Origin of the sequence: Xanthomonas sp. CPBF 426 (assembly GCF_903989465.1) — a bacterium.
Classification (GTDB): Bacteria; Pseudomonadota; Gammaproteobacteria; order Xanthomonadales; family Xanthomonadaceae; genus Xanthomonas; species Xanthomonas euroxanthea.
The window spans coordinates 4,341,160-4,357,435 of the sequence record NZ_LR861805.1 but is presented as its reverse complement, the minus strand read 5'-3'; the positions used below and the strand labels follow the sequence as shown (position 1 = coordinate 4,357,435).

The following is a 16,276-nucleotide window of genomic DNA, read 5'->3' as shown; positions in this document are numbered from 1 at the left end:
GGTTCGGAGGTGCCCGCGCAGCCGCCTGCCTGTCGCCTGCCGCAGCGGCGTGACGCACGCCATCGCCCGCCGGCAGATAATGGGCGCCTCGCATGCGCGGCCCATCGGGGCGCAGGTACAGCGCAGGCCCTTGTCGTTTCGCCAGGAGAATCCGATGTCATCTGCTTCCACGCCATCGCCATCGTCGTGGCTACGCGCCGCGCTGTGTCTGGTGGTGCTGTCATTGGGCGCGTGTGCGCACGCGCCGCAGCGCAATCCGCTGGCCCGGTGGGTGCCTTCGCCCAATTACGACGCACGGCGGCCGATCCTGATCGTGCTGCACTTCACCGACCAGCAGTCGGTGCCGCAGAGCCTGGGCACGCTGCGCGGGCGCAATAGCGGCGGTCGGGTCAGTGCGCACTATCTGATTGGCGAAGATGGCACACGCTATCAACTGGTCAGCGACGACCAGCGCGCCTGGCACGGCGGTGCCGGGCGCTGGGGCACCATCACCGACATCAACTCCGCCTCGATCGGCATCGAGCTGGACAACGACGGCAGCGAGCCGTTCGCGCCCGCCCAGATCGACAGCCTGCTGGTGCTGCTGGAGGACCTGTGCACCCGCCTGCGCATCCCGCGCACCCAGATCGTCGGCCACGAAGACGTGGCCCCGACCCGCAAGAACGACCCCGGCCCGTTGTTTCCGTGGAAACGCCTGGCCGACGCCGGCTTCGGCCGCTGGCCTGCCGCCGATGCCCCCGCCGCGCCGGCAGGTTTCGATCCCTGGCAGGCGCTCGCCTTGCTCGGCTACAGCCTCGACGATCCCGCCGCCACCCTGCAGGCGTTTCATCATCACTACCGCAGCAGCGACGCCCGCACGCTGGATGCCGAGGATGTGCGCATCCTGCATGCGTTGACCGGGCCAGCGCTGCGGCAATTGCAGCTTCCGTCGGTGCCCATCGAACCGGATGCGCCGTAGCAATCCAGCGTGATCATTTTCCGTCGCCCTTACGAGCGCTGCGTGTACTGGATCCCGACCCTATTCTTGGTAGCATCCGCTCGCCCAACCCTTGAAGGACGTCGTGTGATGAGGCTAGGAAAGACCGCCCTGTGGGCCGCCACGATCCTGATGGTCGGCGGCTGCACCAAGACACCCGACGCAACGCCCGGAGACGTGCAGGCACCGCCCTCGCAGAGCGCTCCTGCTGCTGTGCCAGCGGCGGCGAGTCCTGCCACGGTAGACGCCGAGGTGCCGGCGCCCGGGCATGTGCTTGCCGATATCTATGGGATGAAGGGCGACGGATCGGAGTCGTACACCATCGACAACGGCGCCTTGGCCAGCTTCTGGTACGGCTACCGCTTCGACCTTGGCGGCAAGCAGTACTACACCGGCTTCGCCAACGCGGGCCCCGGCAAGTACAGCAAATCCGAGGAAGAGGACTCTCCGGACCCTGCCGTCGGCGTCAGCATCAGCCAGGCGACCTATGTGCTGGACGATGCCGGTGGCAAACCGGCATGGGTGCTGTTCCATGCGCAGCAATGGGCCGGCGATTTCGGCGGCAACGAGAAGGCCGACACGCTTGACCAGAAGCGCAAGCCGCAGCGCACCGAGACCAAGGATGGCCACCTGCTGCTGGCGCTGCCGACCACGCGCTTCGCCAATGGCGTCAGCAGCTTGGGTTTTGCGCTGTTTTCCTTCGATCCGAACAAGAACGACATGGGCGACTACAAGGGCTGGGTTTATCTGGGCACCGTGGCCACCGGCGAAGACAACAGCGCGGCCTGCGACGATGAGGGCAACATGAAGTGCGCGTCCAGCACCGGCACGCTGAGCTTCGAACCCGGCGGTGGGTCGATGCCGACTCTGCGTGTGGCCATGAGTGGCACCGCCATTGCCGGCCCCGGTAAGGTCCGCAGCCTCGGCGCCGCCGACGTGGTCACCTATACCTACGACGCCGCCAAGCACCAGTACACACCGCCGCTGGATCGCTGAGCCTTCTCGCGTGCCGATCTATTACGGCATGCGGGATGCGGAATGGCCGGCAGGGCCGGCTGGTTTCGGGTGCGGGAACTGGATAGATTCGCCCACGGGGCCTGATGATCAGGCGAGTCATTCGCGAGCGGCAATGGATGCTGCACTCGCCCGAAATGCCGGAGCGGATCGCCGGCTTGCGGTTTGCCATGCGCGAATCGCCATCACCGCCCCTGCCTTGGGGCCGGATCGCAATTCACCGTTTTCTGTCCGAAGCCGCGTCTGCGACAGCTGCGTCTCTGTAGGGCGGGCCATGTCCGTGATGCGTAGCAGGGCGGCTTTCCGGATAACGCGGCATGGTGTGTCGGGATTGCACTTGTGTTTCCGGCCTCTTCAACACTTACAGGATGTTCTGCACATGTCCAACGACACTCAAGTAGCCGTCACGACCGTGGCACCACCCTATCCGGGCAGCGTGCTCTACCTGATTTATGGGATGGATGGGGACGGCGCGCTTTCGTACGAGATCGATAACGGCGCTGTTGCCAGTTTCTGGCATGGCCAGCATTTCGATCTAGGCGGCAAGCATTACTACACCGGTTTCGCCTATGCCACGCCCAACAAGTACGGCAACGACGAAGCCGAGACCGTTCCGGATCCGGGCGAAGGCGTGTCGATCAGCCAGGCCACGTTTCTGTTGACCGCGCCGGACAACGAGCGGCCATGGATGCTGTTCCACGCGCAACAGTACGTGGGGCGTTTCGGCGGCTACGAGCGCGCCGACGCGGTCGACGAAACGCGCAAGCCGCTGCAGTACATCCTGGACAACGGGCACCTGCTATTGGCATTGCCGACCTCCAACTTCGACAATGGCGTCACCAGTTTCGGCTTTGCGCTCTTTACCTTCGATCCGCACAAGAACGACCTGGGCGACTACCAAGGCTGGATCTACCGTGGAACGGTTGCGGCCGGCGAAGACAACGAGGTCAGCAGCGACGAGGAAGGCATCGTTCCGCACGTCTCCAGCATCGGCACATTGAGCTTCCAGCCGGTGCCCGGCGAGCGGATGCCTGCCGTGCAGGTGGCGTTGCAGGGCACCGTCATTTCCGGCCCTGGCCGGGCGCGCTTGCTCGATGCATCCGACGCGGTGGTCTACGTGCATGACCAGGCGAGTGGCCAGTATCTGCCGAGAGCAGTCTAGCGAACAGCAAGAACCCGCGACCTGCAACACCGAACAGTCTTGTTGACCGTACACTAATTAGCTCATGGACGAGCTCGGTTGACCTTGTCGGCGCCCAGCGCCGTATATCAACCTCAAGGAGTAACACGAGATGGCACGCGATTACACGAAGGCCGAGAACCTCGACATCATCGAGCGTGAGGCCAGGGAACGGCATATTCCGGTCGACGATTTCATGCGTTTCGCCTATATCGAAACTGGCGGCAGGTTCGACGAGCAGGCCAGCCGTGGCCCGAACAGCGCCAAGGGCCTGTTCCAGTTCACTCCGGGTACCGCTGCGGCCTACGGCATCAGCGGCCGCGAACTGGATGCGGTGGCCAATACCGATGCCGCGGCGCGTTTATATCAGGACAATGCGAGGTCGCTGACCCGCCAACACGACAAAGACAATCGTCCGTACCTGTCCGGCAAGCCGCAGCCCGACGGGCTGGATATGTACATGGCGCACCAGCAGGGTGCTGCTGGTTATCGGTCGATCCAGGAGGCGGTTGCCAACGGCAGCTTCGCACGCGGAGACACGCGCGCGAACATCATCAATAACGTGCCGCGCGAAAAGGATGCGGCGGGTGCCAAACAGTTCGAGGCTTACACCGGCAGCTCGCTGGCCGAGTTCAAGAAGCTGTCCGATCAGGACATGGCCAAGACCTTTCTGAAGTATTGGGACACCAAGTTCGACCACATCGCCATCCCGGAAAAGGGCATCAAGCCGGTTGCCGAGGGCCAGTCCCAACAGCCGGCTGCGCCGGCCCGCGTGCAGTCGCATCCGGCTGCAGCGGCCGGGCAGGACAATCAAGACGCAATCAAGCTCACCGCCGCGTATGAGATGGGCATCAAGTACGACGATGTGAAGTACGCGATCAATATCAAGGGCCACAGGCTCTCCCACCCCGGCGTGGACGGCAAGCACCTGGAGCAGGGCTACATCGACTGCTCCGGCTGGGTGTCTGAGTTGCAGAACGCCACGATGCGGGAGATCAATCAGAAGGCCGGTCGCGATGTCTTCGGCCGCCAGGACATGCTGGTGCAAGGAATGACTGGCTCCGGCGGCATTGTCAAGAAAGCGTTTGATAATTCCGGCGTGCTGCTACAAGGCCAGGACGTCTTCAAGCCCGGTGCGCTGAAGGAAGGCATGGTCATCGGGGTGGATGCCAGCCGGAATTCGGGGCATGACCACTGGAAGGGCATCGACCACATCCTGATGGTGGTGCGCGACCCGAAGAGTGGCGAGCTGCAGGTCAGCCAGTCCAGCGGCACAAAGGGCGTCAATACCATGCCGTTGGACAAGTACCTGGCCGACAACCAGAGCGCCAGGTTGTTTGCATCCGATCCATTCGCCAAGGCGCGCGACCTGCTACAGGACAGGCAACAGACACAGTCACAGAATCAGGACCATCAAACGCGCACATCGTTGCGACCGGGCGAGCAAGGTGCGGATGTAAAGGCAATGCAGCAGGCCCTGATCGAACTTGGGATGAAGGACAACAGTGGCAAGTTGCTGTCCGGCACCGGCTTTTACGGCGACAAGACCAAGGAAGTGGTGGCAAACCTGCAGCGCGAGAAGGGTCTGGATCCAACCGGTATTGCCGACAAGGCCACGCTCGAAGCGCTGGGCAAGCAACAGGGCCAGACTCGGAATAGCGGCGAGGCCAAGCTCCCCGCTTCTGCCGCTGTCGAAGCGCAACGTCCAGTAGATCCTTTGGTCAAGCAGGCAATGGACCATCTTCAGAAGCATGGGTCGAATGGCGGCTTCAATAGTCGGGACGAAATGCAGCGTGCCGCCGGTCAAATCGCATTCGAAGCCAAGGTCAGTGGGATGTCGCGTATCGACGAGTTGGTGCCTAGCACCAATGGCAAGGGATTGATCGCGGTGGAGCGCAATCCCAACAACCCGCTCGATGTGAATCGTGCCTACGTGGACAAGCAGCAGGCCGCATTGGTGCCGCTGGAGCAGAGCCAGCAACAGCTCACAGCGGAGACGCAGCGGCAGAGTCAGGAGGATCAGCAGCGCACGCAGACCACCCACACGCAGTCGGGTCCTGCGCGCTAGGTACGTCTAGTCAGGTTGCGAGTCCGTGAGATAGCGATCGCCAGCCCGGCATTCGACCGGGCTGGCGATCACGCAGGAGGTTGAATCTCGTGTGGACGTGCTGATGGCTGGTGCAGCAATCCTGTATGTCGGTCCCGAGCCGTTGTTCGTAAAGCGACCCATACGCTTTGCTTGTTCGAGCGCTTCTGTGCAGGCACTTTGCCTGTCGTGGCTTATGCTTGGCGCATGACGCAAGCACGATCCCCTGTTGACCTCATATCGCACCACCTTGCATGCACCCTGCAGCGCATCAGATGGCAGGTGCCCGCGCTGCTTCTTCTCTGCGCAGTCCCCAACGTGCAAGCGGCTCCCATCCTCTCGCCGGCAACGACCGCCGCACAAGCCGGTCTGGTCAATGTGCAAGACCTCGCGCCGGAAATCGTGGTGGACATGCGTTATGCGGGCAGCAACAACTTCACCGGGCGCGTGGTGCCGGGGTATCTGGCGCCCACCTGCTATTTGCTGCGTCCGGCCGCGGAGGCCCTGGCGCGGGTGGCGCGGTCGCTCAAGCCCCAGGGCTATCGACTGCAGGTGTTCGATTGCTACCGGCCGGTGCGGGCGGTGCAGGCATTCGTGGCCTGGGCTGCGGATCTGCAGGGCCAGTCGACCAAGGCGCAGCACTACCCGCGCGTGGACAAACGCGCGCTGCTGGGGGACTACATCGCCGAGACCTCCGGGCATAGCCGCGGCGCAACGCTGGACCTGGGGCTGCTGGACTGCCGGCACGGCCCATGCCAGCCGGTGGAGATGGGCACCGAGTTCGATTTCTTCGATGCGCGTGCGCATACCGATGCGCGCGACATCAGCCCGGCACAGCGTGCCCACCGCCAGCAGCTGTTGCATGCGATGGCGGCGGAGGGGTTTGCCAATTATCCGATGGAGTGGTGGCACTTCACGTTCCGCCCCGAGCCGATGCCGGAGACCGCGTTCGATGTGCCGGTCAACTGAATGACGCGCCGCAGGCGGTGACGCGGCATCGCACTATCCCTGTTGTCCATTACTCCAAGCCGCTGCAAGGAATTGCCATGTCCGACCCGGAACGCTTTGTCGATATCGCCTGCCCGTATTGCGGGGAGTGGATCACCCTGACGCTGGATCTGACCGGCGGCGACCAGCATTACATCGAAGATTGCCAGGTGTGCTGCAAGCCGATCTCGGTCAGCGTGCAATGGGACGAAGAAGGCGAAGCGCAGCTGCGTGCGCGCGGGCAGGACGATGCGTGAGCACGGCGTGTCGCGGGATCGGGCAGCTGGATCACCCGGCCCAGCCTCGTTCGCATCACCGCTCGCGCCTGCGGCTCTGGCCGGGATCCATCCCCCGCAACCGCTAGACTGATGCGCCTGCTGCCTGGATCGTCACGATGAATCTGCCTCTGCACTTCGGTCTGCTCGGTTCATTGGAGGCTGGCCTGATCGCGTTGGTGCTGGGCGTGCTGGTCTTCGCAGCGGTCGAGCACCTCGGCCGGCGTCTGCACTTCAGCCACGGGCACACGCTGGGCATTGCCTGTCTGCTCGCGGTCGCCATCGGCGGCGGTTATGACATCTGGAATCTCGTCTATACCAGCATCGTGCGGCTGGAGTCGCCGCTCTACGCGCGTCTGGCACTGGCCAGGATCCACGATCCGAATGAATTGGGATCGCGCGTGGTGCTAGAAGTGGCCGGGGCGATCGCGGGCGTCGTGGTGGGTTGGAAACTGTTCAGCTCCGGCAGCTGGGACGACGAGGCGCCGCCTACGTAAAACCACGCGCTGAAATGCGGCGTGGTTCGCATATTTCCATGCATTGAATGCGGTGCTTCTGTTTGGCTCACCGATGTCTAACAGACGGCTAGACGCAAACATTCGGCGGGTGGTTAAGAGGATGTTTTGCAGGAAATTGCGGCGGGTTTTACGTTCATTCGGGCTGGGTAAGGTGGGGCCATGTGCGGCGACACCGCGCATTCCCAAGCCAAGGAGACCACCCAATGAAGAATCGCAACCGCACCTCGCTGCTCGCCGCCACCGCCGCTCTTGCCGCCGCCCTGGCGCTGCCGGCCATGGCGCAGAGTACGCAGCAGGATGCCGCCGCGACGTCGGCCCAGTCGGGAAGTTCTGCCACCACTGCAGCGCAGCCTGCGCAATCCGGCGGCGGCCAGACCTGGGCGAGTGTCGACACCGACAGCGACGGCGCCATCAGCGCGCAAGAGGCCCAGGTCAACGCCGGGCTTGCGCAGATCTTCAATGACGCCGATTCGGACAAGAACGGCAAACTGACCCCAGATGAATACAAGGCCTTTGTCGTCAAGCAGCAGGGCGGCGCCGCGGCAAGCGGGTCGCAAGGCAACTGAGGGAGGAGTACGCACGCAGTGAGTTCGTTTGCTGACAGTTCTTTCGATATCAGGAGGCAGCTTCCGCAGTCGCAGTTGTTTGATCAATGGTTCGATCCGCAGCATTGCTGTCAGATGCCCGGCTCGAGCATGTACTTGAGCAAATAACAGCATGACCAGGTAACAGGATGGACACGCGGGAGCGATCTGCCAGGGTCGCTCCCGTTTTCTTTACGTGCGCCGCGCTACATTCGCCGGCCCGTCTCCTTGGCACATGCCCATGCTGCCGCGCATTGCCCTGTTAATCGGCCTGTCGAACCCATTGGGGGCCCTGGCGGCGCCGCCAGAGTTGCCGCCCGCCAACCCGCCGCGTGCGGGGTCTTCCAGCGCAGGACCGGCAGCACCGGTAATGGCGCCGTTGCCGATCGACCCACCGTCGCCTGCCACCACGCCCTTGCTACCGGCCGACGCTGCGGCGCCATCGGCTGCCAAGGGTGGGGCAGAGGCCGCGCTGGTGCCGCAAGCCGGCACGCTGGCGCCACGCACCTTCCGCAGCCTGGACAGCGATGCCGATGGTGCATTGACCCCGGCCGAAGCAGGCGCCGACCCCGTCCTGCGCGAGAATTTCGCCGGCTTCGACAGCAATGGCGATGGGCGCCTGTCGCGCGACGAATTTGCCAGCTACCAGCCCGGCCCGGGCGATGCCGCAGGGGATTGATCGCAGCAGCGCTCCAGTGCGCTGCTAAACTGTCGCGATGAGCTCTCTTGCACAGCGCGACGGCCAGGCGATCCAACTGGTCGGCTTCGACGGCGACGATACCCTCTGGAAAAGCGAGGACTATTACCGCACTGCCGAGGCGGATTTCGAAGCGATCCTGGCTGCGTATCTGGATCTGGGCGACAGCCGCATGCAGCAGCATCTGCTGGCGGTGGAACGGCGCAATCTCAAGGTGTTCGGCTACGGCGCCAAGGGCATGACGCTGTCGATGATCGAGACAGCGATCGAACTGACACAGGCGCGCATCGATGCACGCGACATCCAGCGCATCGTCGAAATCGGCCGGGCCACGCTGCAGCACCCGGTGGAGGTGATTGCCGGCGTGCGCGAGGCGGTGAGCGCGATTGCCGCCGACTATGCGGTGGTGCTGATCACCAAGGGCGACCTGTTCCATCAGGAGCAGAAGATCGAGCAGTCCGGTCTGGCCGATCTGTTTCCGCGCGTGGAGGTGGTGTCCGAAAAGGATCCCCACACCTATGCGCGCGTGCTGGGCGAGTTCGACCTGCCGGCGCAGCGCTTTGTGATGATCGGCAATTCCCTGCGCTCGGACGTGGAGCCGGTGCTGGCCATCGGCGGCTGGGGGATCTACACCCCGTACGCGGTGACCTGGGCGCACGAGCAGGAGCACGGGGTGGCCGCCGACGAACCGCGCATGCGCGAAGTGCCCGACGCCGCCGGCTGGCCGGCGGCGGTGCACGGCCTGGATGCACTGGCCAGGCAGCACGCGCTAAGCTGAGCACCGCGGCACGCGTCTGCGGGTATGGGGAGCGGCCGCGGCCGCTTGGGATACCTGCTCCGTATCGACTCGCCTTAGGTCGTCGCACCGCCGTGGTAGTGGCTGGATTTTCCACGTCGGCTGCAGGAGCCAGGGGCGGGCGTGACCGAGGCGCCGGTTTGCAGATGCTATGAATCAACATGCGGGCGTATCGCAGTGCCCGCCAACAGGACGTTCCGGCCACCAGGCGTGCGTGGCCGACCTTGGAGGGATTGCCCATGAACATGTTGTCCGTCATCCATCATGCAGTGCTGGCCGTTGCGCTGGGGCTGCTTGTGGGCGCCACGCCGCTTGCGGCGGCCGAGCTGGAAGAAGAAATCATCAACCCGAGCGAGGTGATCTTTCGCGACGGGCAGCCGTACTACGACGATGCGGGCGACTATGTGCGTCTTCGCACGCGCAAGGTGGGTGGGGAGACCGTGTATTTCCGCATCGTCCGCTTCGACCGAGAGCAAGGCTATGTGGATGCGCACGGCCAGAGCATCGCGACATTGCAGTCCCGCCCGACTGCGGGCGATCGCGCTTCCGCGTTTTCGGCCGATCGATATTCCGATGCCCGATACGGCGGTGCCTATAGCGGTTATGGCTATGGCCGTGAGCTACGGTTTGGTGCATCGCGCAACCGTCCGTATGGGCAGATCTACTACGGCAACGGCCTGTACGGGCCGGACCCGTACAGCAGCCCGCACAACCGCGATGCGCGTCAGCGTTACATCGGTCCCGGTTACGTGGGCTCCTGCGACCTGAGCGGCTGCCGCGAAGTGCATTCCATCGGCTTTTACGATCTGCGCTGACACGCGTGTGGCCTGACACCGGCGCGTGCATGCGGCATCATCGGGGCATGCCTGCCTTCCGCTCACCTCGGTTGCGATCGCTGCCACTGCTGGCTGCCCTTCTGGCTCCGGCGCTGGCAATGGCACAGGGCGTACCGGCGCCGGCTGCCGGCATCCCGGCGCAAGAGGCTGCGCCGGCGGTGATGCCCGGCACCGGCGATGCGTGGGTGGACCAGCATCTTGCCGATATGGGCAGCTATGCGCAGCGCTATCCCGACAGTTTCATCGATGAGGTTGCCCGCTATACCGAGACCCCGCGCGGCTATGTGCAGGCGCTGTTGCAGGTGCATGGCTGGCATGCCGGCGACATCTACTTCGCCTGCGCGTGGGCGCACACGGTGCAGCTGTCGTGCCGCGAAAGCGTGCGCGCCTACACGCGCGACCATCATGACGGCTGGGAGGGCGTGATCACGCGGCTGTCGGTGGCACCGGATAACGCGCATCTGCGCGCGCTGCGGCATGCCATCGTCGCCAGCTACGACCGCTGGGAACGGCCGATCACCCTCGACGCACTCCTCCGTCGCCAGCTCGGCGATCATGCGCAGCGGCTGGAGGCTGCGCGCGAGGCCAGCGAGGCGGCCGACGCCGCAGCGCAGGCGGGGTTGTAACGCGGCGCAAGGCGCTTCGCCGGAGGCGGGCGTGCTACGGCCGCGGCTGTCTGCGCGGCAACGCGCGGGCGCGATGCTGCCGTGCAGCTGGTCGCCGTGGGGCGCGGTCGGCGAGAATGCGGCAACGCCGGCGTTGGCCGGCACTGCCAAGACCAGCCCATGCGCGATACCGTGTTTGTCTCCCCCGATCACATCCGCAGCCTGTTCGCGCAGGCGATGTCGGACATGTATCGCGCCGAGGTGCCGTTGTACGGCGACCTGATGGCGCTGGTGGCGCAGGTCAACGCCGACACCCTGAGCGCCGATCCGGCCCTGGCCGCGCGCCTGCAGCGCAATGACGAGCGTGCACGCCTGGATCTGGAACGGCATGGCGCCATCCGGGTCGGCACGGCGCAGGAACTGGCCACGCTGCGGCGGCTGTTTGCGGTGATGGGCATGCATCCGGTGGGGTATTACGATTTGTCGGTAGCGGGCGTGCCGGTGCATTCCACCGCGTTCCGCCCGATCGACGAGGCGGCGCTGTCGGCCAATCCATTCCGCGTGTTCACCTCCTTGCTGCGGCTGGAATTGATCGAAGACGCCGCACTGCGTGCGCAGGCGGCGCAAATCCTGGAGCAGCGGCAGATCTTCACTGCCGCTACGCTGGAGCTGATCGACCAGCATGAGCGTCACGGTGGACTGGAGGCGGCGCAGGCGCAGCAGTTCGTGGCCGAAGCGCTGGAAACCTTCCGCTGGCATGGCGATGCCACGGTCTCGCTGCCGACCTACCGCGCGTTGAGCCAGGCGCACAAGCTGATCGCCGACGTGGTGAGTTTCCACGGCCCGCATATCAATCACCTGACGCCGCGCACGCTGGATATCGATGCGGCGCAGGCGCAGATGCAGCGCGCCGGTATCGATGCCAAGGCGGTGATCGAGGGGCCGCCGCGTCGGCGTGTGCCGATCCTGCTGCGCCAGACCAGCTTCAAGGCCCTGGAGGAGCCGGTGCGCTTTGTCGGCGACAGTGGGCAGGCCGAGCACGGCACGCATACCGCACGCTTCGGCGAGATCGAACAGCGCGGACTCGCACTGACCCCCAAGGGCCGCGCGCTGTACGACGCGCTCTTGGCGCAGGCCCGCGACAGCGATGGCGCGGGCAGCACCGGCACCGATTACGCCACGCGCCTGCAGACCGCGTTCGTGGCGTTTCCCGACGACGAAGCCGTGCTGCGTCAGGAAGGCCTGGGCTATTTCCGCTACGCGCTGACCGAGGCCGGACGTGCCGACCCCGCGCAAGTGGCGGCACTGCCGGCAGAAACCGCGATTGCGCTCGGTCTGCTCAGCGCCGATCCGATCATCTATGAAGACTTCCTGCCGGTGAGTGCGGCCGGCATCTTCCAGTCCAATCTCGGGGGCGCCGAGCAACGCGCCTACGCCGCCCATTCGAGCAAGCGCAGCTTCGAACAGGCGCTGGGCGCGCAGGTACACGATGAGTGCGCGTTGTACGCACAGCTGGAACGGGCGTCGCTGCAGGCGTTGCTGGTGTAGCGGTCCCGCCGCGGCGCGTGCATGTGCAGGCCTGCGATCTGCCGGCCCTGTCGCGCGTGGCGTGGGGTGATCGCGCGGTGCACATTGCAAGGATGTGCGCCGCTGCGGATTCGGATGGCGCACTCCCGACGTCAGGCCAGGAAAGCAGATGAGATTCCGCTCAGCAGCGGCGTCTGGATGCGGTCAGGTGGGCTCAGGCCAAAAGCTTGGTGAGTCGAGGGCGCGATGCCCTCACCACGCCGCAAGTACGTCCATGTAGGCGCGGTGGCGGCATCCATGCCGCCACACGGTCCCGCAAGCGGCGAGGGCACCGCACCAGGACGTCGGTCGGTTGTCGGGTCAAAAAAAGCCATCGCAACGCCTGCTCTGGGAACGCCGAGACGGTTGCCGTCGACGTGTTGAAACCTCGCGTCTGCTCTGCCCGTCTTGGGAGGCTGAGTGGGCGCGCCGTTACCGAACAATGCGCGTCATGCATTGCCTGCACCATGCGCACCGACCATCTCGATGGGTCCTTGCCCGCGCACCGTCGCGGGACCTTACGCGGCATGGATGCCGCGTAAGAGCCTACAGGGACGTACTTGCGGCGTGTCCTGCGATGGTGGGCGGGCAAGGGCCCCGCAGCCAACCCACAGATCAGCCACTCTAGGACTGATCCATCAGTACTGCCCAATCACACCAAGACATCCAAAAATTCGACTCTTAGCATCGTTTGAGTTCAGTCAACGCCGAGCACGTCGAGGGCGAGGTGTCCTCAGCACTTGCGGAACACGCCGCAAGTACGTCCATGTAGGCGCGGTGGCGGCATCCATGCCGCCACACGGTCCCGCAAGCGGCGAGGGCACCGCACCTGCCAACGTGGTCGTGTACCGATGGGAACCAGAAAGCCTACGCCATCCATATGGCGGTGAGCTTAGTAAAAAAACAGCCCGATCTGTTACCCAAACAAAGACCGCACGCGTCTGGCGGGGTGCGGTCTTTTGAGCAGGCTCAGTGCGCCGAGGTTGCCGGGCGCCGTGCCGCCGCGCGCTCGGCGCGGCGTGCACGCGCGCGTACGCGCCGCGCCTTCCAGCGTTCGCTCAGGCAGGAGAAGATCACGTACAGCGCCGGGGTGCTGAGCAGGGTCAGGCCCTGCGAGAAGATCAGCCCGCCGATCATCGCGATGCCCAGCGGGCGGCGCAGTTCCGAGCCTTCGCCCAGGCCCACCGCCAGCGGGACTGCGGCCAGGATCGCCACCATCGTGGTCATCATGATCGGGCGGAAGCGCACGATCGAGGCTTCGCGCGCAGCCGCGCGCGCATCCATGCCGTGCACGCGCTGCGCCACCAGCGCGAAGTCGATCATCATGATCGCGTTCTTCTTGACGATGCCGATCAGCAGCACCAACGCGATCATCGAGATCACCGACAACTCCGTGTTGGTGAGGAACAACGCCAGCAGCGCGCCGACGCCGGCGGCCGGCAGCGTGGACAGGATGGTCACCGGGTGGATCAGGCTCTCGTACAGCATGCCCAGCACGATGTAGACGGTGAGCACCGCGGCCAGCAGCAACACGCCCATCGAGTTGGGGCTGAGCTGCACGTTGAAGCTGTCGTCGCCGCTGAGGCGGATGCCGTCGGGCATGCGCAAGCCCTCCACGGTGGACTTGATGATCAGGTCCGCCTCGCCGGTGCTCACGCCCGGTGCGAGGTTGTAGCTCAGATCCATCGTGGTGTACTGGTTTTCGTGGACGATCTGCGGCGGCGCCAGCCCGGGCACCTGGGTGGCGACGGAGGTGATCGGCACCATCAGGCCGGCGCGGTTGGGCACGGACACCTGATCCAGCGCCTTGGGCGTTGCCGTCTGCGAGGGCAGTGCGTTGACCACCACGCTGTACTGGTTGAGATCCGAATAGATGGTGGAAATGGAGCGCTGACCGAACGCGCCATACAGCGCGCCATCGATGGCACCGACCGAAATGCCCAGGCGCGCGGCCTTGGCCCGGTCGATCACGATGTTCTGGCGCAGGCCCGAGGTATCCACGTCGGTACCGACATCGCGCAGGCGCGGATTCTTCTTCAACGCGGCCTGCAGTTTGGGCAACCATTCCTGCAGCTGGGCCAGGTCGTTGCCCTGCAGCGAGACACGGTACTGCGCGCCCTGGCTGGTGCCGCCACCGCCGTCGCTGGGCAGGTCCTGGATCGCGCGCAGACGCAGATCCAGATCCGGGTAACGGTCGGCCTTGGCGCTCAGGCGCGCGACCACTTGCGCGGTGGTCTCGCGGCGGCCTTCGTCGCGCTTCTTCAATTCGATGTTGAACGACGCACTGGAACCCTGGCGACCGGAACCCAGCCGTGCACCGACGGTCTTCACCGCCGGGTCGGCCATCAACATGTCGGTGATGCGGCGCTGGCGGCTGACCATGTCGGCAAACGACACCGTCGCGCTGGAATTGGCGCGGCCCCAGATCAGGCCGGTGTCCTGCGCCGGGAACGAGCCCTTCTTGACCGCACCGCCGAGGAAGACGGTGGCGGCGATCAGCAGCAGCGGCGTCAGCGACAGCAGCAAGGCGTGCCGCAGCGAGAAATCTAGCGCCACCGTGTACACCGCGAGCATGCGCTCGTGCAAGCGGTCCAGCCAGGCGCCGAAACGGCTAGGTTTTTCCGGTTCGGTGTGCGCGGACAGAAAGCGGCTGCACAACGCCGGCGTCAGGGTCAGCGACACCAGCATCGACACCACGATCGCCGCCACCAGGGTCACGGTGAACTCGCGGAAGAACGCGCCGATCATGCCGCTGGCAAACAGCATCGGAATGAACACCGCCACCAGCGAGGCAGTGATCGACACGATGGTGAAGCCGATCTCGCGCGCACCGGCCAATGCGGCATCCAGGCGTGGCATGCCTTCGTCCAGATGCCGCATGATGTTTTCGATCACCACGATCGCATCGTCGACCACAAAGCCAATGGCGATCACCAGCGCCAGCAGGCTGAGGTTGTTCAAGGTGAAGCCCAGTACGTACATCACCAGCGCCGAGCCGGCCAGCGACAGCGGCACGGTGACCGCCGCGATCAGCGTCGGGGCCAGGCGGCGCAGAAACAGTGCCATGGTCAGGATCACCATCACCAGGCTGATCATCAGCGTGGCCTGCACCTCGTGCAGCGAGGCGCGGATGGTCGGGGTGCGGTCGAAGTAGGGCGTCAGCGTGGTGCCGGGCTGCAGGTAGGCGCGCAGCTCGGGAATCTGCGCCTTTACCTGGTCCACGGTTTCGACGATGTTGGCGCCGGCGCGGGTGAAGGCATACATCACCACCGCCGGCTTGCCGTCGAACCAGGCCGCCTGGTAGGCGTCCTGCTGGCCGTCGTAGACGGTGGCCACATCGCCCAGCCGCACGATGCGCCCGTTGGACTGGGTGGAGATTGCCAGCTGCGCGAAGTCGGCGGCCTTGGACACCGAATCGTTGGCCACGATCGCCATGGTGGTGTTGCCGTCGGACAGAAACCCGGTCGGCGAGGTGACGTTGGCCGCGCGCACCGCATTGCGCAGGTCGTCCGGGGTCAGGCCCAGCGCATTGAGCGCACGCAGGTCCACGTCCACGCGTACTGCCGGCGTGGAGGCGCCTGCGATGTCGACCGAACTGATGCCGGTGATCTGGCGCAGCCGTTGCGCCAGCAGCGAGTCGGCAACGTTGTAGAGCTCATCGGCCGATTGCGTGTCCGAGGTCAGCGCGATGGCGATGACCGGGTCGTCGTTCGGATTGGCTTTCGAATAGATCGGCGTGCCGAGCCCGGACGGCAGGTCCGACTGCGAGGAGTTGATCGCGGTCTGCACGTCCTGCGCGGCCGAATCGATGTTGCGATTGCTCTGGAACACCAGCACCACCAGGCTGCTGCTCTCCGAACTGGAGGAGCGCATGCGGTCGATGCCGGGCAACTGGCCCAGGTGGCGTTCCAGTGGCGCGGTGACGGTGGAGGCCATGGTGCTGGCATCGGCGCCGGACTGCGTGGCGTGCACGAAGATCACCGGAATCTGGATGTTCGGCAACGCCGCCACGCCCAGCCGCAGGTAGCACATCAATCCGATCACGAACAAACCGATCGCCAGCAGCGCGGTGCCGATCGGGCGCTTGATGAAGGGCGCGGAGATGTTCATGGGGTGACTGCCGGGAATCGGGAATCGGGATTCGGGAATCGGGAAA

14 protein-coding genes are annotated in these 16,276 nt (G+C 65.0%); 13 read left to right on the top strand and 1 reads right to left on the bottom strand.

Annotated elements, in window-relative coordinates:
* Window positions 1–154 precede the first annotated feature (154 nt).
* The 13 genes from H7A87_RS18445 (at window position 155) to H7A87_RS18385 (ending at window position 12,102) form a co-directional block, all read left to right on the top strand.
* Window positions 155–958 (top strand): N-acetylmuramoyl-L-alanine amidase, encoded by an 804-nt coding sequence (locus tag H7A87_RS18445; RefSeq protein WP_119128332.1) that lies wholly within the window; start codon window positions 155–157, stop codon window positions 956–958.
* 108 nt (window positions 959–1,066) lie between these two features.
* A complete protein-coding gene (locus H7A87_RS18440; protein WP_119128063.1) occupies window positions 1,067–1,972 on the top strand; it encodes a hypothetical protein in 906 nt (301 codons plus the stop codon).
* Window positions 1,973–2,369: 397 nt separating this feature from the next.
* The gene (locus H7A87_RS18435) at window positions 2,370–3,152 is read left to right on the top strand and encodes a hypothetical protein (RefSeq protein WP_119128065.1); all 783 of its coding nucleotides are present in this window, start codon (window positions 2,370–2,372) and stop codon (window positions 3,150–3,152) included.
* Between the two features lie 130 nt (window positions 3,153–3,282).
* Window positions 3,283–5,238 (top strand): peptidoglycan-binding protein, encoded by a 1,956-nt coding sequence (locus tag H7A87_RS18430; protein ID WP_119128066.1) that lies wholly within the window; start codon window positions 3,283–3,285, stop codon window positions 5,236–5,238.
* Window positions 5,239–5,517: 279 nt separating this feature from the next.
* On the top strand, window positions 5,518–6,225 hold the full coding sequence (locus H7A87_RS18425; protein ID WP_119128333.1) for a M15 family metallopeptidase: 708 nt from the start codon (window positions 5,518–5,520) through the stop codon (window positions 6,223–6,225).
* A gap of 77 nt (window positions 6,226–6,302) precedes the next feature.
* On the top strand, window positions 6,303–6,500 hold the full coding sequence (locus tag H7A87_RS18420; protein WP_119128068.1) for a CPXCG motif-containing cysteine-rich protein: 198 nt from the start codon (window positions 6,303–6,305) through the stop codon (window positions 6,498–6,500).
* Between the two features lie 137 nt (window positions 6,501–6,637).
* Window positions 6,638–7,015: a hypothetical protein gene (locus tag H7A87_RS18415; protein WP_119128070.1), complete on the top strand. Its 378-nt coding sequence runs from the start codon at window positions 6,638–6,640 to the stop codon at window positions 7,013–7,015.
* Between the two features lie 224 nt (window positions 7,016–7,239).
* Entirely contained in the window at window positions 7,240–7,602 is a 363-nt protein-coding gene (locus H7A87_RS18410; RefSeq protein ID WP_119128071.1) for an EF-hand domain-containing protein, read from the top strand.
* Between the two features lie 289 nt (window positions 7,603–7,891).
* Window positions 7,892–8,299, top strand: coding sequence for an EF-hand domain-containing protein (locus H7A87_RS18405; protein ID WP_180497046.1), 408 nt, complete (start codon window positions 7,892–7,894; stop codon window positions 8,297–8,299).
* Window positions 8,300–8,336: 37 nt separating this feature from the next.
* The gene (locus H7A87_RS18400; RefSeq protein ID WP_104584110.1) at window positions 8,337–9,095 is read left to right on the top strand and encodes an HAD family hydrolase; all 759 of its coding nucleotides are present in this window, start codon (window positions 8,337–8,339) and stop codon (window positions 9,093–9,095) included.
* A gap of 257 nt (window positions 9,096–9,352) precedes the next feature.
* Window positions 9,353–9,928 (top strand): hypothetical protein, encoded by a 576-nt coding sequence (locus H7A87_RS18395; RefSeq protein WP_119128075.1) that lies wholly within the window; start codon window positions 9,353–9,355, stop codon window positions 9,926–9,928.
* A gap of 29 nt (window positions 9,929–9,957) precedes the next feature.
* A complete protein-coding gene (locus H7A87_RS18390) occupies window positions 9,958–10,575 on the top strand; it encodes a hypothetical protein (RefSeq protein ID WP_104650075.1) in 618 nt (205 codons plus the stop codon).
* Window positions 10,576–10,734: 159 nt separating this feature from the next.
* Entirely contained in the window at window positions 10,735–12,102 is a 1,368-nt protein-coding gene (locus H7A87_RS18385; protein WP_119128077.1) for a VOC family protein, read from the top strand.
* A gap of 987 nt (window positions 12,103–13,089) precedes the next feature.
* Here the strand turns inward: H7A87_RS18385 and H7A87_RS18380 are convergent.
* Entirely contained in the window at window positions 13,090–16,230 is a 3,141-nt protein-coding gene (locus H7A87_RS18380) for an efflux RND transporter permease subunit (protein ID WP_119128079.1), read from the bottom strand.
* Window positions 16,231–16,276 lie beyond the last annotated feature (46 nt).